This window comes from Enterobacter cloacae complex sp. 342H5 (assembly GCF_050030905.1).
In the GTDB taxonomy this organism is placed as follows: Bacteria; Pseudomonadota; Gammaproteobacteria; order Enterobacterales; family Enterobacteriaceae; genus Enterobacter; species Enterobacter intestinihominis.
In genome coordinates, this window is sequence record NZ_JBLGVB010000001.1 from 2,422,776 (window position 1) to 2,441,687 (window position 18,912).

Annotated in this window: 19 protein-coding genes and 1 pseudogene; 10 read left to right on the top strand and 10 right to left on the bottom strand. The window is 52.7% G+C overall.

Annotated features, from left to right (window positions below; translation table 11 throughout):
* Positions 1 to 20: 20 nt before the first annotated feature.
* The 3 genes from patD to ACQG03_RS11655 form a co-directional block, all read right to left on the bottom strand.
* On the bottom strand, positions 21 to 1,445 hold the full coding sequence (gene patD / locus ACQG03_RS11645; protein WP_063163005.1) for an aminobutyraldehyde dehydrogenase: 1,425 nt from the start codon (positions 1,443 to 1,445) through the stop codon (positions 21 to 23).
* 139 nt (positions 1,446 to 1,584) lie between these two features.
* Entirely contained in the window at positions 1,585 to 3,009 is a 1,425-nt protein-coding gene (locus ACQG03_RS11650; protein ID WP_063163004.1) for a PLP-dependent aminotransferase family protein, read from the bottom strand.
* Positions 3,010 to 3,091: 82 nt separating this feature from the next.
* Positions 3,092 to 3,280, bottom strand: a complete 189-nt coding sequence (locus ACQG03_RS11655; protein WP_017693360.1) for a hypothetical protein — start codon at positions 3,278 to 3,280, stop codon at positions 3,092 to 3,094.
* A gap of 417 nt (positions 3,281 to 3,697) precedes the next feature.
* Between ACQG03_RS11655 and ACQG03_RS11660 the strand changes: the two genes are divergently transcribed.
* The 6 genes from ACQG03_RS11660 to hslJ all read left to right on the top strand — a co-directional run bounded on the left by ACQG03_RS11660 (position 3,698) and on the right by hslJ (position 8,140).
* Positions 3,698 to 4,180 (top strand): Hcp family type VI secretion system effector, encoded by a 483-nt coding sequence (locus ACQG03_RS11660; protein WP_063163003.1) that lies wholly within the window; start codon positions 3,698 to 3,700, stop codon positions 4,178 to 4,180.
* A complete protein-coding gene (locus ACQG03_RS11665) occupies positions 4,177 to 4,656 on the top strand; it encodes a DUF2778 domain-containing protein (RefSeq protein WP_072053791.1) in 480 nt (159 codons plus the stop codon). Before ACQG03_RS11660 ends, ACQG03_RS11665 begins: the two co-directional genes overlap by 4 nt.
* A 383-nt stretch (positions 4,657 to 5,039) precedes the next feature.
* Entirely contained in the window at positions 5,040 to 6,434 is a 1,395-nt protein-coding gene (locus ACQG03_RS11670) for a cytochrome ubiquinol oxidase subunit I (protein ID WP_063163002.1), read from the top strand.
* 5 nt (positions 6,435 to 6,439) lie between these two features.
* Positions 6,440 to 7,450 carry a cytochrome d ubiquinol oxidase subunit II gene (gene cydB, locus ACQG03_RS11675; protein WP_023306358.1) on the top strand — a complete coding sequence of 337 codons (1,011 nt, stop codon included), beginning with the start codon at positions 6,440 to 6,442 and terminating at the stop codon, positions 7,448 to 7,450.
* The gene (locus tag ACQG03_RS11680; RefSeq protein WP_017693358.1) at positions 7,450 to 7,578 is read left to right on the top strand and encodes a DUF2474 domain-containing protein; all 129 of its coding nucleotides are present in this window, start codon (positions 7,450 to 7,452) and stop codon (positions 7,576 to 7,578) included. Before cydB ends, ACQG03_RS11680 begins: the two co-directional genes overlap by 1 nt.
* Positions 7,579 to 7,702: 124 nt before the next feature.
* Positions 7,703 to 8,140 carry a heat shock protein HslJ gene (gene hslJ / locus ACQG03_RS11685; RefSeq protein ID WP_023300211.1) on the top strand — a complete coding sequence of 146 codons (438 nt, stop codon included), beginning with the start codon at positions 7,703 to 7,705 and terminating at the stop codon, positions 8,138 to 8,140.
* 1 nt (position 8,141) lies between these two features.
* Here the strand turns inward: hslJ and ACQG03_RS11690 are convergent, their stop codons facing one another.
* Complete coding sequence (locus ACQG03_RS11690) at positions 8,142 to 8,408, bottom strand: putative hemolysin (RefSeq protein WP_003856935.1); 267 nt, start codon at positions 8,406 to 8,408, stop codon at positions 8,142 to 8,144.
* Positions 8,409 to 8,679: 271 nt separating this feature from the next.
* Here ACQG03_RS11690 and nifJ point away from each other — a divergent pair, with 271 nt between their 5' ends.
* The gene (nifJ, locus tag ACQG03_RS11695) at positions 8,680 to 12,204 is read left to right on the top strand and encodes a pyruvate:ferredoxin (flavodoxin) oxidoreductase (RefSeq protein ID WP_063163001.1); all 3,525 of its coding nucleotides are present in this window, start codon (positions 8,680 to 8,682) and stop codon (positions 12,202 to 12,204) included.
* Positions 12,205 to 12,591: 387 nt separating this feature from the next.
* Positions 12,592 to 13,719 (top strand): porin OmpC, encoded by a 1,128-nt coding sequence (gene ompC, locus ACQG03_RS11700; RefSeq protein WP_022648258.1) that lies wholly within the window; start codon positions 12,592 to 12,594, stop codon positions 13,717 to 13,719.
* A gap of 33 nt (positions 13,720 to 13,752) precedes the next feature.
* On the opposite strand, the gene ACQG03_RS11705 is transcribed toward ompC, so the two are convergent.
* The 3 genes from ACQG03_RS11705 to ACQG03_RS11715 form a co-directional block, all read right to left on the bottom strand.
* Positions 13,753 to 14,175, bottom strand: coding sequence for a GFA family protein (locus ACQG03_RS11705; protein WP_023300213.1), 423 nt, complete (start codon positions 14,173 to 14,175; stop codon positions 13,753 to 13,755).
* Between the two features lie 3 nt (positions 14,176 to 14,178).
* Positions 14,179 to 14,376, bottom strand: a complete 198-nt coding sequence (locus ACQG03_RS11710) for a hypothetical protein (protein ID WP_022648260.1) — start codon at positions 14,374 to 14,376, stop codon at positions 14,179 to 14,181.
* 204 nt (positions 14,377 to 14,580) lie between these two features.
* On the bottom strand, positions 14,581 to 14,712 hold the full coding sequence (locus tag ACQG03_RS11715; protein ID WP_255248590.1) for a hypothetical protein: 132 nt from the start codon (positions 14,710 to 14,712) through the stop codon (positions 14,581 to 14,583).
* 81 nt (positions 14,713 to 14,793) lie between these two features.
* Here ACQG03_RS11715 and ACQG03_RS11720 point away from each other — a divergent pair.
* A pseudogene (locus ACQG03_RS11720) lies at positions 14,794 to 14,979 on the top strand (tyrosine-type recombinase/integrase); the annotation flags it as partial.
* Positions 14,980 to 15,027: 48 nt separating this feature from the next.
* Positions 15,028 to 15,963: a tRNA 2-thiocytidine(32) synthetase TtcA gene (ttcA, locus tag ACQG03_RS11725; RefSeq protein WP_063163000.1), complete on the top strand. Its 936-nt coding sequence runs from the start codon at positions 15,028 to 15,030 to the stop codon at positions 15,961 to 15,963.
* Positions 15,964 to 16,006: 43 nt separating this feature from the next.
* On the opposite strand, the gene dbpA is transcribed toward ttcA, so the two are convergent.
* From dbpA to zntB, 3 genes are all read right to left on the bottom strand, one after another.
* Positions 16,007 to 17,380: an ATP-dependent RNA helicase DbpA gene (dbpA, locus tag ACQG03_RS11730; RefSeq protein WP_063162999.1), complete on the bottom strand. Its 1,374-nt coding sequence runs from the start codon at positions 17,378 to 17,380 to the stop codon at positions 16,007 to 16,009.
* 57 nt (positions 17,381 to 17,437) lie between these two features.
* On the bottom strand, positions 17,438 to 17,584 hold the full coding sequence (locus ACQG03_RS11735; RefSeq protein WP_369702450.1) for a hypothetical protein: 147 nt from the start codon (positions 17,582 to 17,584) through the stop codon (positions 17,438 to 17,440).
* 281 nt (positions 17,585 to 17,865) lie between these two features.
* Entirely contained in the window at positions 17,866 to 18,849 is a 984-nt protein-coding gene (gene zntB, locus ACQG03_RS11740; protein WP_032624170.1) for a zinc transporter ZntB, read from the bottom strand.
* Between the last annotated feature and the right edge of the window lie 63 nt (positions 18,850 to 18,912).

Here is an 18,912-nt window from a genome sequence, read left to right on the forward strand (position 1 = left end):
ACTGCGCCGGGCATGAGGGTTTAGTGTTTGATCATCACATGTCGGACTACCGTGTAATCCTCAAGTCCGTAGACCGACATATCTTTGCCGTAACCGGATAATTTCATTCCGCCGTGCGGCATTTCGCTCACCAGCATAAAATGGGTATTGACCCAGGTGCAGCCATACTGCAACCGTGCGCTGAGTCGATGGGCGCGTCCGACGTCTTTTGTCCAGACGGACGAGGCCAGGCCGTATTGCGAATCGTTAGCCCAGCTCAGCACCTGCGCTTCATCCTCAAATTCTGTCACGCTGACCACCGGGCCAAACACTTCTCGCTGGACGATCGCATCTTCCTGCTTCGCCCCGGCCAGCAGCGTTGGCTGGAAGTAATATCCTGCCCCCTCTTTTTTACTGCCACCGGTGACGACGCGGATATGTCCAAGGGTTTTGGCTTCGTCCACGGCAGCACAAACGCGGGAAAGATGCGCTGCGGAGCTGAGCGGGCCCAGCTCGGTTGAAGCATCGTCCGGCGCGCCCATTTTCAGGCTGGCAACGGCTGCGCCCAGCTTTTCGACCAGCGCGGGGTAAATCCCCTTCTGGGCATAGATACGACAAGCTGCGGTACAATCCTGACCAGCATTGTAGAAACCAAACGTACGCACGCCTTCAACCACGGCATCCAAATCTGCATCGTCAAAGACAATGACCGGCGCTTTTCCGCCCAATTCCATATGGGTACGTTTAACTGAAGATGCGGTATGCCCGATAATATGTTCTCCGGTAGCAATAGAGCCGGTGAGAGAAACCATACGGACTTTTTCATGCCCGGTCAGCGGATCTCCTACGGTTTTGCCGCGACCAAAAAGCACGTTGAGCACGCCTGGCGGGAAGATATCTTTCGCCAGTTCCGCCAGCTTCAGCGCCGTCAACGGGGTGATTTCAGATGGCTTGATGACGACGCAGTTTCCCGCCGCCAGCGCGGGCGCCAGCTTCCACGCCGCCATCATCAGAGGATAGTTCCAGGGCGCGATAGAGGCGACAACGCCAACCGGGTCGCGGCGGATCATCGAGGTATGTCCTTCGAGGTATTCTCCAGCAGCCAGCCCATTCAGGCAGCGGGCGGCCCCGGCAAAGAAGCGAAACACATCGACCACGGCCGGGATCTCATCTCCCTGGACACAGTGCAGCGGTTTCCCGCAATTTAGCGACTCCAGTTGTGCGAACGCGTCAGCGTTGGCTTCTATCACATCAGCCAGTTTCAACAAACTTTCGGCGCGCGTTTTGGGCGTCGTTTGCCCCCACTCAGTGAACGCGCGATCGGCAGCCTGGACGGCAGCGTCCACCTGTGCTGCCGACGCTTCAGCAATCTCCAGCAATACTTCACCCGTGGCAGGATTGTAAACCGCCTGCTTCTCACCCTCGCCGGTCACCAGTTCACCATTAATCAGCAGTTGATTTTGCATAGCATCGTCCTGTTGAAATCGACATAGTTTTCGCTGTCAGCACACGTTCTGGCGGGTCGATGAGTGACAACGTCACGTCACCAATCCGCACTCCCTTACTAAAGGTAGACCGCGCATCATGTCGCTTCAGGAATTTTCATCAAGGTGTGACTGGGGGCAGCATCATTTCGCGAATTAACGCCGCCAGCTGGACGACCGCCTGCTCCTCCCGCTCGCCCCATCCCCATGAGGTATTGAAACGGAAAAACGGTGTCCAGATATTGGAGGTGGAAAACATTTTGCCGGGCGCAATGCTGATTTGATGAATTAATGCCTTTTCACTCAACTGCCCCGCATCCAGCTGTTCAGGCAGTTCCAGCCATAAAAAGTAGCCGCTGTCGTTATGATGGATTTTGACGCCAGCAGGCATATGGCGCAAAAGCGATTGCCAGGCCTGCTGTTTGCGTTCAGCAAGCGTGCGCCGCAGGCGACGAAGGTGGGCGTCGTAACGTTTGGTCGCCAGGTAATCCACCAGCGCCAGCTGCATGGGGGAGCTGGTGGATAACGTACTCATCAGCTGTAACTGCTGAATACGGCGCGCATGTTTTCCCGCCGCCACCCAGCCAATACGGAAACCGGCCACCAGACACTTGGAGAATGAGGAGCAGTGCAACGTCATATCCTGCTTATCCCAGGCCTTTGCCGGAAGCGGCTTTTCGCGGCCAAAGTAGAGTTCGCTGTAAACATCGTCTTCAATCAGCGTGACGTTATGCCGGGTTAATAAGGCCACCAGCTGAGCTTTCTTCTCTGCACTCAGCGTGAAGCCGAGCGGGTTCTGACTGTTGGTCATCAGCCAGCAGGCTTTCACCGGATAATCATTTAACGCCTGCTCAAGGGCACTGAGATCGATGCCCTCACGCACGTCAGTAGCAACCGACAGCGCTTTCAGTTTCAGACGTTCAAGTGCCTGGAGTGCGCCATAAAAACAGGGGTTTTCAACGATAACCCAGTCACCTGGTTCAGTGACAGCCTGCAAACTAAGGTTGAGTGCTTCGAGCGCGCCCGCGGTGATCACAATTTCATCCGGGGAGATATTCATCCCCTGCTGAGCGTAGCGACGGGCAATGGCATGACGTAAGTCGACGTTACCCGGCGGCAGGTTTTCAATCACGCTCATGGCCGTGGCCGTTTTACTGACATTAGCCAGCGAGCGGTTGAGTTGCTGAAGCGGGAACAGGCGCGGATCGGGAAATGCCGAGGCAAAAGGAACAACGGAGGGGTCGCGGCTGGCCTGTAGCACGTCGAAGATATAGGTGTTGATGTCAACTACTTCATCGCGCATCACCTGCGCGGGCGGTGCTGGCTGGTGTGTGGTCGGACGGGCGGCAACGTAATAGCCTGACTGCGGTCTGGCAACAATGCGCCCCTGACTTTCCAGCATCTGATACGCGTGGCCCACGGTCATGAAACTCATGCCGCTGCTTGCCACCTGCTCTCGCAGAGAAGGCAGCTTATCGCCCGGCAACCATACGCCAAGCTCAATCTGCGAGATAATTTGTTGCGCCAGACGCTGGTATTTTTTCATCAGATTCTCCTTATTGCTGACAGTGTATATCAGCAGGAGAAAAAGAGAAGAATTTGCTAACTGTTATGGGAAACGCGGTAGATTACTTGCGGTACTCAGTAATGTGATTCTGAGCAGAACGCGCTGCGGCCAGGTGGTCGAGCGTGATCATCGACGATTTGCAGAAAATGCATTTTGCGCCGAACGGATTTTTGTCAGACACATCAAAAGCTGAGGTGCGGTACTGCGAGCCATGACAGCATGGGCAGCGGAAATGGATATAAGAAGTCATAGGATTCTCCTGTAAACGTAAAAACGTAAATTACTCATGAGCCGATCAGGCAAAAGTTGGTTCGATACAAAACTAATCGGAATGTAGATAAAGACCCAAGAGAGGCTGCGGAGAGGCACAACGTGATGAGAACTGCTTTATAAAACTACGTCAGATATTTATTTGGATTCAAAACCAGAAATCCATTAACGCATGTTGCTGGCGACAAAGCAAGCTGTTTAATGCGTAAAAATCATAAAAAGAAATTTTTTATTCAAGATTGTCTACAGCTTCATTGATTATTCAAGAAACCGATTTCGAAGCACCAACATATAACACATTGAAATATAATTGTTTTATATGGCATTTTATGCCTATCTGGTTGGTTCAACAGAGGTATTAACTTTTCAGATTCACTCAGAAAAAAGGAACTATAGGATGGCAATTCCAGCATACCTCTGGCTAAAAGATGACGGTGGCGCGAATATTAAGGGCTCTGTCGACGTTGTAAATCGTGAGGGAAGTATCGAAATTTTGAGTTTTGGGCACGGCCTGTATCTCCCTACCGACAACATGACCGGTAAGATCACAGGTACCCGTATTCATAGCCCACTTAATTTTGAAAAAGAGTTCGACAGCTCAAGCCCCTATTTGTACAAAGCAGTAGCAAAAGGACAAACCTTAAAAAGCGCTGAGTTTAAGTGGTATTATATCAATAATGCAGGCCAGGAGGTCGAATACTTCAACATGCTACTGGAGAACGTGAAAGTTGTCTCTATCTGCCCACTCATGCATGATATAAAAAATCCCGCGACTGAAAAACATAACCATCTCGAAAGTATCGCACTTCGCTACGAAAAGATTACCTGGAAGCATTGCGACGGGAATATTCTCTTCTCTGATGAATGGAAAGACAGATGATTCGATGTACTTTTCATTTAAACGGGGGACAACTTTCAACGCTGAGCTGTCCTGGCCTGGGTTTTTTCCCCGCATATTCAGGAAACTCAGGTCACAACAGAAACAATCCTGATGCCGTTTCAACGCCTGAGGTAGGGCCATTACCACCCGGACTCTATTATATCGTTACACGTCCTCGAGGTGGGTTAGCTACCCACTGGCATGATGTTATCAAAGAGTTTGAAAGCGGATCGAACCGTGATTTTTGGTTTGCTCTTTATCGTCATGATAATCACATTGACGATACAACCTTTATCAACAGAGTTGAGCGAGGATCTTTTCGTCTACACCCTGCGGGACAGTCCGGTATTAGTAATGGATGCATCACATTACCAAACCATGCTCACTTCAGAATATTAATGCATGGACTACTGGCGTCCGGCACAATAAAAGTCGCTGCTGGATTAAATGCACTTGGCACCATACAGGTATATTGATGAATGCAAGAAAACATGCCCTTACGTGGGTGGTCGAAACATTGATGCTTTTCATTATTTATTCGCTGGTATGCTACATCATGCCGGATGTTTTACTTTATCACCTCTACACCAGACATTTTGGATTTGTAACTGAACTTGAATGGAGTGAAAGCTACACATTATTACTTTTTATTTTTTCCTTTCTGCTTAACGCCGTATTGATCTACCTTTGGGCGTTACGAAAGTGAGCGTTAACATGGGCGGTAATATTACCGCCCGATACAAGTTTCACATAGACCGTCAAGAAAACTGTTATAGATAAATAACATCGGTCTGTCTCTGCAACCCAGACCTGGCAAAGCTTAGAATGGCATCGAATTTTTTGCACTGCGGAGTTTTGCATGTTTGGTTTCGATGCGTTTCATCTTGCGCGAATACAGTTCGCCTTTACCGTATCCTTTCATATTATTTTTCCGGCGATAACCATTGGCCTGGCGAGCTATCTCGCCGTGCTGGAAGGGCTGTGGCTGAAAACAAAAAACCCCGTCTGGCGTTCGCTGTACCATTTCTGGTCGAAGATCTTCGCCGTCAACTTTGGGATGGGCGTGGTCTCCGGCCTGGTGATGGCTTATCAGTTTGGCACCAACTGGAGCGGGTTTTCGCAGTTTGCGGGCAGCATTACCGGCCCTCTGCTGACCTATGAAGTGCTTACCGCGTTCTTCCTTGAGGCGGGGTTTCTCGGAGTAATGTTGTTTGGCTGGAATAAGGTCGGGCCGGGGCTGCACTTCTTTTCGACCTGCATGGTGGCACTGGGGACCCTCATGTCTACGTTCTGGATCCTCTCGTCAAACAGCTGGATGCATACACCGCAAGGGTATGAAATCATCAACGGTCAGGTCGTTCCGGTGGACTGGTTTGCCGTGGTGTTTAACCCCTCCTTCCCTTACCGCCTGCTGCACATGTCGATAGCGGCATTTCTCAGCAGTGCACTGTTTGTCGGAGCCTCCGCGGCCTGGCATTTGCTGCGCGGAAACAACACGCCTGCCATTCGCACCATGTTCTCCATGGCGTTGTGGATGACGTTGATCGTAGCCCCTGTTCAGGCACTGGTGGGTGATATGCACGGGCTTAATACCTTAAAACACCAGCCCGCGAAAATAGCCGCCATTGAAGGCCACTGGGAGAATTCGCCGGGTGAGCCTACTCCACTGCTGCTGTTTGGCTGGCCGGATATGGATCAGGAACGGACCCGTTTTAGCCTTGAAATTCCCGCTCTCGGCAGCCTTATCCTGACCCACAGTTTCGATAAACAGGTTCCGGCATTGAAGGAGTTCCCAAAAGACGATCGCCCGAACGCCACCATTGTCTTTTGGTCTTTCCGAATCATGGCCGGTTTAGGGATGTTGATGCTCTTCCTGGGCATGGTGGCGGTCTGGCTGCGTTACAAACAGCGCCTCTACACCTCACGTTCCTTCCTGTGGTTTGCCCTGCTGATGGGGCCGTCCGGGCTGATCGCGATCCTCGCCGGATGGGTAACAACGGAGGTCGGCCGCCAGCCCTGGGTCGTCTATGGGCTACAGCGTACGAAGGATGCGGTTTCCGCACATGGCGATCTGCACATGAGCATCAGCTTGCTGGCCTTCTTCATGGTTTATACCGCGGTGTTCGGCGTGGGTTACAGCTATATGGTGCGTCTGATTAAAAAAGGGCCGCAGCCTTATGAATCCTTCGCGTCTGAATCCGATGGCCGCCCTGCTCGTCCGCTTTCTGCCGTCACCACTGAATTCAAGGAGTAACCGTAATGGGTATCGATCTTTCCATTATCTGGTTCGTGATTATCGTTTTCGCCACGTTGATGTATATCGTGATGGACGGTTTTGATCTGGGGATAGGCATACTGTTTCCGGTAACGCCGAATGCGGACGATCGCGACGTAATGGTCAACAGCGTGGCTCCCGTCTGGGACGGCAACGAAACCTGGCTGGTGCTTGGCGGTGCGGCCCTGTTTGGCGCCTTTCCTCTCGCCTATGCGGTGATCATCGACGCGCTAACCATTCCACTGACAATAATGCTGATCGGGCTTATATTTCGTGGCGTCGCCTTCGAATTTCGCTTCAAAGCGACTCCGGCGCACCGCCCGTTCTGGGATAAGGCTTTTATTGGCGGGTCAATTGTGGCGGCCTTCAGCCAGGGCATCACCGTCGGCGCGGTCATCCACGGATTCAGCGTCACCGGTCGCGCTTACAGCGGTGGTCCGTTTGACTGGTTTACCGCGTTCAATCTTTTCTGCGGTGCGGGTCTTGTGGTGGCTTACGCACTGTTAGGATCAACGTGGCTGGTAATGAAAAGTGAAAATGCCCTGCAACAGCGGATGCGTCAGGTATCGAAAGTGCTTCTGCTCCTGCTTCAGGTATTCATTGCGGTAATCAGTATATGGACCCCTCTCGCCCAACCAGCCATTGCTGCGCGCTGGTTTACGCTGCCGAATCTGTTTTATCTGCTGCCCGTTCCTGCGCTGGTTGCGATCCTGAGTCTGTGCCAGTGGCGCTGCCTGAACGATCCTGCGAGCCATACTCTGCCGTTTATCATGACGTTAGGGCTGGTTTTTCTTGGCTTTAGCGGGCTTGGGATCAGCATCTGGCCGCATATCATCCCGCCGGACATTACCCTCTGGCAGGCCGCTGCGCCAGCCCAAAGCCAGGGCTTCATGCTGGTGGGCGCACTGTTGATCATTCCTGTGATTCTGGTCTACACCTTCTGGAGTTATTACGTTTTTCGCGGAAAAGTACAGCATGGGGAGGGTTATCACTGATGCAACAACCAGTATGGAAACGTTTGATGTGGCTTGCCATCATCTGGGGCGGCAGCGTCCTGGCACTGGCCTGCGTAAGTATGCTCTTTAAAATGCTGATGGCCGCAGCCGGATTTAAATCGCACTAATACACTCACCGGGTGCGTTGCCGCCCGGTCCTTATCTCGCACTTTCAGATAAACCCCATTAACACCCTGGAGGGTATGGTTACACTGAAAAAATATTTACAGCATTGATAGTTTGAGAAGAAAAATGAAAAAGCTCGCGGCAGTAAGTTTAATCAGCCTCGCACTGGCTGGATGCGTTAATCCCGGTAAAGCCTCCGTTCAGACCGATCAGTTAGAGAATCACCGTTTCGTGCTGGAAAACGTTGATGGCAAAGCGGTTAAGGGCCTGAAAACGCAGCCTGAAATTCGGTTCAGCGCGCAGCCCAGTATCAGCCTGATTAACAACATTGCCGTCTCCGGCACAATGTGCAACGGCTTCAACGGCCAGGGAAAATTGTCCGAAGGAGAGTTGACGGTCAAAACGCTGGCAATGACGCGGAAACTCTGCACCGAGCCGCAGCTTAATGAACTGGATCAGACCCTCGCCGATATGCTACGCACAGGCGCTCAGGTAGACCTGACCGAAGACCAGTTAACGCTGGCGACAGCCAATAAGTCTTTAATGTTTAAGCGAGTTGAATAACTCAGTAACTTCCGCACGATCCTACGGCAAGCGACTGCTCACTACAGCGTTTGCCGTTTGGCAACGCGCACATGCCGATAGCGGAGCCGTCGAGCTGACGGGCAACGGAGAGTGACCCTCCGATCATTGCGCAGTTGGCCTGGCCTGAACTGGACATAGCCGCTCGCATACCTGGCGTAACGTGTGCCGCTGTCGCCTGCTGTACAGGTTCATTGCTGCATGCCGACAACAGTAACGCGGCACATCCGACCCAAAATGCAGAACGCATACCTTCCTCCCCATAGTTAAAGCGAAACCTATGCATAATAGGCATCACGCGCCGCATCGTCGAGAGTGGATGTGCGTATTTATGCGCTCTGGTAACAATTTCTCGCAATTTTTTATCGCGAATAGCCATCCAGTCATTGATACAGCGCATCCCAAGGACACAAAAGCGAAAATCGTAAAACCTGAGCTTTGCTAAAATACACAGATAATATTCAGGGTCTGTCATCGTTTTACAGGCCCTTCATTTTTGCGCAATGTAAGGGTGTTGTCCTATGCAAACTATTGACGGCAATGGTGCAGTCGCGTCTGTTGCGTTTCGCACCAGCGAAGTTATCGCCATCTACCCCATCACCCCAAGCTCCACGATGGCTGAACAGGCTGACGCCTGGGCTGGTAATGGGGTTAAAAACGTCTGGGGCGATGTCCCGCGGGTTGTTGAGATGCAGTCCGAAGCCGGCGCCATTGCCACCGTGCATGGTGCGTTGCAGACCGGTGCCCTGTCGACCTCGTTCACCTCGTCTCAGGGGCTGCTGTTGATGATCCCCACGCTTTACAAGCTGGCAGGACAATTAACGCCGTTTGTCCTGCACGTCGCCGCACGTACTGTAGCCACACACGCGCTCTCTATTTTTGGCGACCACTCAGACGTGATGGCCGTGCGTCAGACCGGCTGCGCTATGCTCTGCGCCAGCAGCGTGCAGGAAGCACAGGACTTCGCGCTGATTTCGCATATCGCCACGCTGAAAAGTCGAGTGCCATTTATTCATTTCTTCGATGGTTTTCGCACCTCTCACGAGATCAATAAAATCGTTCCGCTGCCGGATGACACCATACTGAACCTGCTGCCGCAGGCTGACATTGATGCCCATCGCGCTCGGGCCCTCAATCCGGAACATCCGGTGATCCGGGGTACCTCTGCCAACCCGGATACCTATTTCCAGTCCCGCGAGGCGACAAACCCGTGGTACAACGCGGTATATGAGCACGTCGAACAGGCGATGGACGATTTTGCCGCTGCGACGGGTCGCGCATATAAGCCATTTGAATATTACGGTCATCCGCAGGCCGAGCGCGTGATCGTCCTGATGGGCTCCGCCATCGGCACCTGTGAAGAGGTGGTCGATGAGCTTCTTACGCGTGGTGAAAAAGTTGGCGTACTAAAAGTTCGCCTCTACCGTCCATTCTCTGCGAAACATCTGCTCGCTGCCCTGCCGGAAAGCGCGCGTGCCGTGGCGGTACTTGACCGCACCAAAGAGCCTGGCGCGCAGGCTGAACCCCTTTACCTTGATGTTATGACCGCTCTGGCTGAGGCGTTTAATCACGGTGAACGCGAAACGCTGCCGCGCGTCATTGGCGGGCGTTATGGTTTGTCTTCCAAAGAGTTCGGGCCGGAGTGCGTCCTGGCCGTATTTGCTGAACTGCGCGAGGCAAAACCGAAGCCGCGCTTTACGGTCGGCATTTATGATGACGTGACTAACCTTTCTCTCCCTTTGCCGGAAAACACCCTGCCCTCGAATGCGAAACTGGAAGCGCTGTTCTACGGTCTGGGCAGCGACGGCAGCGTCTCGGCGACCAAGAACAACATCAAAATTATCGGTAACTCCACGCCGTGGTATGCGCAAGGGTATTTCGTCTACGATTCCAAAAAAGCGGGCGGGTTGACCGTCTCGCACCTGCGCGTCAGCGAACATCCAATCCGCTCGGCATACCTGATTTCTCAGGCGGATTTTGTTGGCTGTCATCAGCTCCAGTTTATCGATAAATACCAGATGGCCGAGCGCCTGAAGCCCGGCGGTATTTTCCTGATCAACACTCCGTATAGCACCGATGAGGTCTGGGCACGACTGCCCCAGGAAGTCCAGGCGGTGCTAAACCAGAAACAGGCGCGCCTGTATGTCATTAACGCCGCGAAGATCGCCCGCGAGTGCGGCCTGGCCGCGCGTATCAATACGGTTATGCAGATGGCGTTCTTCCACCTGACCAATATTCTGCCGGGCGACAGCGCGCTGATGGAGCTCCAGGGGGCGATAGCCAAAAGCTACAGCAGCAAAGGTCAGGAGCTGGTTGAGCGCAACTGGCAGGCGCTGGCGCTGGCCCGCGAGTCGCTGTTCGAGGTGCCGTTGCAGCCGGTCAATACCAGCAGCCCGAACCGGCCGCCAGTGGTGTCTGACGCTGCCCCGGATTTCGTCAAAACCGTTACGGCGGCGATGCTTGCCGGGTTGGGCGACACTCTTCCCGTCTCTGCGCTTCCGCCTGATGGCACCTGGCCGATGGGCACGACCCGCTGGGAAAAACGCAACATTGCCGAAGCGATCCCTATCTGGAAAGAAGAGCTGTGCACCCAGTGCAACCACTGCGTGGCGGCCTGCCCGCACTCGGCCATTCGCGCCAAAGTGGTGTCGCCAGAAGCGATGGCGGACGCACCGGAAAGTCTGCACTCGCTGGATGTAAAATCCCGTGATATGCGTGGCCAGAAATATGTTCTTCAGGTGGCACCAGAGGACTGTACCGGCTGTAACCTGTGCGTCGAGGTGTGCCCGGCGAAAGATCGTCAGGATCCCTCAATCAAAGCCATTAATATGATGTCGCGTCTGGAACATGTTGAAGAAGAGAAAGTGAATTATGACTTCTTCCTCGACCTGCCCGAAATCGATCGCAACAAGCTGGAACGTATTGACATTCGTACCTCGCAGCTCATCACCCCCCTCTTCGAGTACTCCGGGGCGTGTTCCGGATGCGGTGAAACGCCGTACATCAAACTGCTTACCCAGCTTTACGGCGACCGGATGCTGATTGCCAACGCGACGGGCTGCTCGTCAATCTATGGGGGGAACTTGCCGTCCACGCCTTATACCACCGACGCGTATGGCCGCGGCCCGGCTTGGGCAAACTCGTTATTTGAGGATAACGCAGAATTTGGTCTGGGATTCCGCCTGACGGTCGATCAGCACCGCGCCCGCGTAATGCGTCTGCTGGAACAGTTTGCCGATAAAATCCCGGCAGAGCTGAATGACGCCCTGCATGCGGAGGCCACGCCTGACGTTCGTCGCGCACAGGTTGCTGAACTGCGCCACGCGCTTCAGGGTGTTGAAGGGGCTGAACAACTGCTGACCGATGCTGACGCGCTGGTTGAAAAATCTATCTGGCTGATCGGTGGCGACGGATGGGCCTACGATATTGGTTTCGGTGGTCTTGATCACGTCCTGAGCCTCACCGAAAACGTTAACATTCTGGTGCTTGATACTCAGTGTTATTCCAACACCGGCGGACAGGCCTCGAAAGCAACGCCACTGGGTGCGGTCACGAAATTTGGTGAGCATGGCAAACGTAAGGCGCGTAAAGATTTGGGCGTCAGCATGATGATGTATGGACACGTCTACGTCGCTCAGATTTCGCTGGGCGCGCAGCTTAACCAGACGGTGAAAGCCATTCAGGAAGCGGAAGCGTATCCTGGCCCGTCGCTGATCATCGCCTATAGCCCGTGTGAGGAGCATGGCTACGATCTGGCGCTTAGCCACGACCAGATGCGTCAGCTTACCGCAACCGGCTTCTGGCCGCTGTACCGCTTTGACCCGCGCCGTGCCGATGAAGGAAAATTACCGCTGGCGCTGGATTCCCGTCCGCCTTCAGACGCCCTTGCCGAAACCTTACTTCAGGAGCAGCGTTTCCGCAGGCTGAACGCTCAACAACCAGAAGTAGCAGAGCAGCTATGGAGGGACGCGGCAGCGGATCTTCAGAAGCGTTATGACTTCCTTGCACAGCTGGCGGGGAAAGCGGAAAAATCAACCAGCGAATAACCGTTATGCCCGGCTTGTCCGGGCATTTTTTTGCCATAAAAAAGCCCGATGCACGTGCACCGGGCTAATCCAGAAGTTCGGTGAAAATTGCCTCAACGTTCTGAACAATATTCACGTGAATTATGGATGAAAAAATCTTAAAGGCATATAACGCCATGGAGAATACCTTCTTTACCACTTAATTAATAATTTTTATTTTGTATCGATTATAACGATTAATTCACGGCATCAATTGTTATTTCAAACGCATCATTTGCTTTAGATTTTACTCAACCCGTAACAATTATATTTTATTCATCAGCCCTCTGTGTGATTTAGCATGGGACAGCTTTCCAGCCCGGAAAGTTCACTAAGCAATAAAAAAATAACTGCAAAGGAATAATCAAAATGCAAAGAAAAGTACTGGCACTGATGATCCCCGCTTTGTTAATGGCTGGAGCCGCTCACGCAGCTGAAATTTATAATAAAGACGGCAATAAACTGGATCTGTATGGCAAAGTAGATGGTCTGCATTATTTCTCTGACGATGCGTCAAAAGATGGCGACCAAACCTATATGCGTCTGGGTTTCAAAGGTGAAACCCAAATCAACGACATGATGACCGGTTACGCGCAGTGGGAATACAACATTCAGGCAAACAACACCGAAGGCTCTGACAATCAGTCCTGGACGCGTCTGGCCTTCGCGGGTGTGAAGGTAGGCGACTACGGATCCTTCGATTACGGCCGTAACTATGGCGTCCTGTACGACGTAGAAGGCTGGACCGATATGCTGCCAGAATTTGGTGGCGACTCTTATACTTATGCCGATAACTTTATGACCGGTCGTGCAAACGGCGTGGCGACCTACCGTAACACCGACTTCTTTGGTCTGGTGCAGGGTCTGAACTTCGCGGTGCAGTATCAGGGTAATAATGAAGGTAATAACTGCGATGAGAATTTCTGCTCTACCAATGAAGGGACCAACAACGGTCGTGATACACGTCATGAAAATGGTGACGGTTACGGTATCTCCGCAACCTACGATTTCGGCATGGGCTTCAGCGCAGGCGCGGCATATGCTTCATCTGACCGTACTAACGATCAGGTAAATTACACTACTGCGGGCGGTGATACTGCGGATGCATGGACCGCAGGCCTCAAATACGATGCCAACAACATTTACCTGGCTGCAATGTATTCCGAAACCCGCAATATGACGCCGTACGGCGACAATGCAGATGCGGTTGCAAATAAAACCCAGAACTTTGAAGTGACCGCACAATATCAGTTTGACTTCGGCCTTCGTCCGGCTGTTTCCTATTTACAGTCCAAAGGTAAAGATCTGGGCAATGGACAGGACGATAAAGACCTGGTGAAATACGCTGACGTCGGTGCTACCTACTATTTCAACAAAAACATGTCCACCTATGTTGATTATAAAATCAACCTGCTGGATGAAGATGATTCATTCTACAAAAACAATGGCATCGGTACGGATGACATCGTAGCGTTAGGTCTGGTTTACCAGTTCTAATCCCGTTAGCCCGCAGCGATCTGCGGGCTAATTTTATCTCTGTTTCGCCTGTTCTTTGCGAAAAGAGAGATAGCCAATTACCCCGCTGTCGCCATCCATAGGGTGATTTATCCCATCCATTACCGCCACTTCCGGGAAGTCGAATGGCGTAACATTTTCCAGACAGGCGACATTCACACCATATTCATTGGGATTGGAACGTCGTTGATGGAACGTGTAAATACCGCAAACCGAGCAGAAGAAATGGCGCGCCGTGCCGGTGTTGAAACGGTACTCTGTGAGCGTGTCCGCGCCCTGCGTCACCTTAATACCCGTCAACGGCGCGGAAACCACTACTGCCCCGCGCATCCTGCAAAACGAGCAGCTACATCGCCGTGCGGTATTCAGGCCGTCCGTCAGCTCAACAGTAAATTTCACCGCCCCACAATGACACTGTGCATGACGAATTTCAGCCATCGCTTATACCCCTTTTCTCACTAACTCAGCCGCTTTTAAAAAGACCTCATCTTCGACACCATCCCCCTTCTGCCTGCCGAGCCTCACCAGCTCATCGACAATACTTTCACGGTTGATGATCTTCTGCGCTGAAACCAGCCCGATAACGGCGGCACCAATCGCCAGCCCAACTAATCCTGTCTGTTCGTCTTTATTTTTCATAGAAGCGCTCCCTTGTCCCCCTCAAAAGCGTAGCAGGAGAACTGTAAAACGTGCTGGAACGCGGGGATGAGATCGGTGCTTTATCTCACCTTCTCGTCCGGCAAAACAGGGGGTTCTGAGCGGGTATCGGAATATCGTGAATAGCGTTGCGCATAGCGAGGCCGTAATGGGTTTTAAAACCGCCTTCGTAAAGGCGGCTGGTCATTACTCTGGATCTTTATCGCCTGATTCAGGCGCTGAGCCAGGATCATCTTTCGGTTTTCTTCCATCCTTTTCCGGGTTATCCGGGCTGGGATTATAATCAGGATGGTCACCATTAACGGGACGGTCGGACATTTTCACCTCCGTTTTTACTGCGTAAGCTGTAAGTGTAGACAACCCGTTAGTCTTAACCAAACTTCTTTGAGGGGCTCATTTGTAAATCGTGCTGGCATTCGGCGCTGCAATCCGTACCATACACGACACACTTTCGCATGCTGGTTTTTACCGGTAGCCGCAAACCCGTCTTTTATCGCTAACCAGATGGGGCACGTAAATGCGCAGATGGTGTATGAAATCTATGCTACATGGATAGAAGAGATGAACACGAAGCTGACGCTTTGAAATCGTTTTCTCACCCTGTGCCCCATTTGAGATCTGAGTAACGAATAGATGCAACAAAATCAAGAGATTAACAAGAAAGAACAGTACAACCTGAATAAACTGCAAAAGCGACTGCGCCGTAACGTGGGCGAAGCCATTGCAGACTTCAACATGATTGAAGAAGGCGATCGCATCATGGTCTGCCTGTCGGGCGGTAAAGACAGCTACACCATGCTGGAGATCCTGCGCAATCTACAGCAAAGCGCACCGGTGAACTTTTCCCTGGTCGCGGTTAACCTCGATCAGAAACAGCCAGGATTCCCGGAGCATATCCTGCCGGAGTACCTTGAGAACCTGGGCGTTGAGTACAAAATCGTAGAAGAGAATACCTACGGCATTGTTAAAGAGAAGATCCCGGAGGGCAAAACGACCTGCTCGCTTTGCTCACGTTTGCGTCGCGGCATTCTGTACCGCACCGCAACCGAACTGGGCGCCACTAAGATTGCGCTTGGTCATCACCGGGACGACATTCTTCAAACACTGTTTCTGAATATGTTTTACGGCGGCAAAATGAAGGGAATGCCACCGAAGCTGATGAGTGACGACGGCAAACACATCGTGATCCGCCCACTCGCCTACTGTCGCGAGAAAGACATTGAGCGTTTCTCTCAGGCCAAAGCCTTCCCTATCATTCCGTGCAATCTGTGCGGCTCACAGCCGAACCTGCAACGTCAGGTCATTGGCGACATGCTGCGTGACTGGGATAAACGCTATCCGGGTCGCATTGAAACCATGTTCAGCGCCATGCAGAACGTGGTGCCTTCGCACCTCGCCGATGTTGAACTGTTCGATTTCAAAGGGATTAACCACGGTTCAGAGGTGGTGAACGGCGGGGATCTGGCGTTTGACCGCGAAGAGATCTCGATGCAGCCTGCTGGCTGGCAGCCAGAGGAAGAGGATGCGCAATTCGATGAACTGCGCCTGAACGTGGTGGAAGTGAAATAACCTGACTGCGTCTCAGACAGTGCTTCTGAGACGCTTTTTTCCCTTACTTCAGCAGCCGAACGCGGCAGGTTTTCCCTTTAATCTTCCCGCCCTGCAACTGTTTCCAGGCCTTATGCGCAACCGACTGGCGAACCGCTACATAGACATGTGCAGGATGGACCGTGATCTTGCCAATATCTGCCCCGTCGAGACCGATATCCCCTGTTAACGCCCCCAGAACGTCACCGGGACGCATTTTGGCTTTTTTTCCGCCGTCGATGCACAGGGTGGCCATTTCCGCCGCCAGCGGAGCGATGCCGATATTACCGGGGGCATTCACCCAGTTGAGTTTCAGTTGCAGCATTTCCGCAAGAATATTAGCGCGCTGCGCCTCTTCAGGCGCGCAGAAGCTGATCGCGAGACCGCTGTTACCCGCACGCGCGGTACGCCCGATGCGGTGGACATGCACTTCCGGATCCCATGCCAGTTCGAAATTCACCACCAGTTCAAGCGATTTAATATCCAGGCCACGAGCCGCCACATCCGTTGCAACCAGCACGCGAGCGCTGCCGTTAGCGAAACGCACCAGCGTCTGATCGCGATCGCGCTGCTCCAGATCGCCATGCAGCGATAATGCGCTCTGTCCGGCATCATTCAGGGCATCGCACACCGCCTGACAATCTTTTTTGGTATTACAGAACACCACGCAGGACGCTGGCTGGTGTTGGCTAAGCAATTTTTGCAGCAGTGGAATTTTGCCCTGCTGCGACGTCTCGAAGAACTGCTGCTCAATCGCTGGCAATGCATCGACAGTATCGATTTCAATGGTCAGCGGGTTCTTCTGCACGCGCCCGCTGATCGCCGCAATCGCCTCTGGCCAGGTGGCAGAAAAAAGCAGCGTCTGACGCGTGGCTGGCGCAAAGCGAATCACTTCGTCAATCGCATCGCTGAAGCCCATATCCAGCATGCGGTCAGCTTCATCCATCACCAGCGTTTGCAGTGCATCGAGTGAAACGGTGCCTTTTTGCAGGTGATCGAGCAGACGGCCCGGCGTTGCCACAATGATATGCGGGGCGTGCTGAAGGGAATCGCGCTGCGCACCGAACGGTTGCCCGCCGCAGAGCGTTAAAATTTTAGTGTTAGGCAAAAAACGCGCCAGACGACGCAACTCACCCGCGACCTGGTCGGCCAGCTCGCGCGTCGGGCAGAGTATCAGGGACTGGGTCTGAAACAGGGTTGCATCAATATGCTGCAACAGGCCGAGTCCAAATGCAGCCGTTTTTCCACTACCGGTTTTCGCCTGCACGCGCACGTCCCGGCCTTCAAGGATAGCTGGCAGCGCGGCGGCCTGGACAGGGGTCATAGTGAGGTAGCCCAACTCATTCAGGTTAGTCAGTTGGGCTTCAGGCAGAACGTTCAGCGTGGAAAAAGCGGTCACAATATACTCTCATGGTAATGATTGCAGTCAGATGGCGCGTATCCTCGCAGATCTCCGCTAACGATGCGACAATTTAATCGGTTCTTCGTCCGGTGGCGGATCCGGCATCGGCTGCGGACGCGGGATGGGATCGGGAATTGGGGTCGGATCGGTGGGCACCGGATCGGACTGCCATGTGTTCAGGCGTTGCAGGGCAAGTAGCATACTCATCTTTTCCTCCAGATTTGGGTGCTTACCCCTAAAGGGTAGACGCAGATAAACAGGAGACAAAAAAAAGCCGACTATGAAGTCGGCGTCGTACGAATCAATTGTGCTATGCAGTAATTCAAAAAAAGGAAGTAAGACAATATGGAGCGCAACGCCCATCGCTTGACGTTGCATTCACCTGCGGGAGTAATATTGCACCTAACATGGTCTAAGTTTATTGACTTCGCTCAATTAAAATGTCGTTTTGAAGCAGTCGCAGCATTAGAAAATGCGTAAATTTACAGCCATTTACTACGATGCAACCACCATGCAACACCCCCAATCAAAACCACTAACATGACGCAAAACGTGGTGAAGCCATAGTGATATTCACCGCCGGGGATCCCCCCAAGATTGACGCCAAACAACCCGGTTAAGAACGTACTTGGCAAAAAGACCATCGCCATCAGCGACATGGTATAGGTTCTCCTGGCTAATGACTCCTGCATTACCTGTGCTATCTCATCCGCCATGACCGCCGTTCTGGCGATACACGAATCAATTTCGTCCAGACCACGTCCCAGCCGGTCAGCAATATCCTGCATTCTGCGACGCTGATCGTCATTCATCCAGCTCATGCGTTCGCTGGCCAGTCTCGCATAGACGTCGCGCTGCGGGGTCATATAGCGGCGCATAACAATAAGCTGTTTTCGCAACAACGCCAGAAAACCACGTGGGGGAATTTGCTGATCGAGCAGGTTGTCTTCCAGATCGATGATTTTATCGTGGAGTTCTTCAATAAACTCGCTGGCATGATCGGTCAGCGCATCACATACATCCACCAGCCAGCTTCCGCAATCCGTAGGCCCCGTGCCCTCTTTCAGATCGTTAATGACGTCATCCAGCGCCAGCACTTTTCGCTGACGGGTGGAAACAATCAATCGTTCATTCATATAGACACGCATTGCCACCAGCTGATCCGGACGCTCATCCGTACTGCCGTTTATGCAACGCAGTGTTATTAACGTCCCCTCACCCATCCGGCTGACGCGAGGTCTGAGACTTTCTCCCGCCAGCGCATCCCGAACGTTGTTGGGCAATAGCGGCGTGGACGCGAGCCACTCGGCGCTGTCCGGGTGCGTGTAGTTGAGGTGCAGCCAGCATGGGTGTTCGTTGTCGATGTGATCCTGATCTTCAAGCGGCCTTGCGCCCCCGCGCCCATCAAGTACCCATGCAAAAACCGCGTCAGGTACGTTAACTTCAGACCCTTTAATGCTCTCCACAGCGCCTCCACCGATTTATCTCTTTCGGTGTCAGTCTAGCTTTCGTCGAGGGTTAAGCAATAA

Excerpts from the sequence above, each read along its gene's own strand:
- patD (WP_063163005.1), bottom strand. The coding sequence starts at position 1,445 with ATGCAAAATCAACTGCTGATTAATGGTGAACTGGTGACCGGCGAGGGT.
- ACQG03_RS11650 (WP_063163004.1), bottom strand. The coding sequence starts at position 3,009 with ATGAAAAAATACCAGCGTCTGGCGCAACAAATTATCTCGCAGATTGAG.
- ACQG03_RS11655 (WP_017693360.1), bottom strand. The coding sequence starts at position 3,280 with ATGACTTCTTATATCCATTTCCGCTGCCCATGCTGTCATGGCTCGCAG.
- ACQG03_RS11660 (WP_063163003.1), top strand. The coding sequence starts at position 3,698 with ATGGCAATTCCAGCATACCTCTGGCTAAAAGATGACGGTGGCGCGAAT.
- ACQG03_RS11665 (WP_072053791.1), top strand. The coding sequence starts at position 4,177 with ATGATTCGATGTACTTTTCATTTAAACGGGGGACAACTTTCAACGCTG.
- ACQG03_RS11670 (WP_063163002.1), top strand. The coding sequence starts at position 5,040 with ATGTTTGGTTTCGATGCGTTTCATCTTGCGCGAATACAGTTCGCCTTT.
- cydB (WP_023306358.1), top strand. The coding sequence starts at position 6,440 with ATGGGTATCGATCTTTCCATTATCTGGTTCGTGATTATCGTTTTCGCC.
- ACQG03_RS11680 (WP_017693358.1), top strand. The coding sequence starts at position 7,450 with ATGCAACAACCAGTATGGAAACGTTTGATGTGGCTTGCCATCATCTGG.
- hslJ (WP_023300211.1), top strand. The coding sequence starts at position 7,703 with ATGAAAAAGCTCGCGGCAGTAAGTTTAATCAGCCTCGCACTGGCTGGA.
- ACQG03_RS11690 (WP_003856935.1), bottom strand. The coding sequence starts at position 8,408 with ATGCGTTCTGCATTTTGGGTCGGATGTGCCGCGTTACTGTTGTCGGCA.
- nifJ (WP_063163001.1), top strand. The coding sequence starts at position 8,680 with ATGCAAACTATTGACGGCAATGGTGCAGTCGCGTCTGTTGCGTTTCGC.
- ompC (WP_022648258.1), top strand. The coding sequence starts at position 12,592 with ATGCAAAGAAAAGTACTGGCACTGATGATCCCCGCTTTGTTAATGGCT.
- ACQG03_RS11705 (WP_023300213.1), bottom strand. The coding sequence starts at position 14,175 with ATGGCTGAAATTCGTCATGCACAGTGTCATTGTGGGGCGGTGAAATTT.
- ACQG03_RS11710 (WP_022648260.1), bottom strand. The coding sequence starts at position 14,376 with ATGAAAAATAAAGACGAACAGACAGGATTAGTTGGGCTGGCGATTGGT.
- ACQG03_RS11715 (WP_255248590.1), bottom strand. The coding sequence starts at position 14,712 with ATGTCCGACCGTCCCGTTAATGGTGACCATCCTGATTATAATCCCAGC.
- ttcA (WP_063163000.1), top strand. The coding sequence starts at position 15,028 with ATGCAACAAAATCAAGAGATTAACAAGAAAGAACAGTACAACCTGAAT.
- ACQG03_RS11735 (WP_369702450.1), bottom strand. The coding sequence starts at position 17,584 with ATGCTACTTGCCCTGCAACGCCTGAACACATGGCAGTCCGATCCGGTG.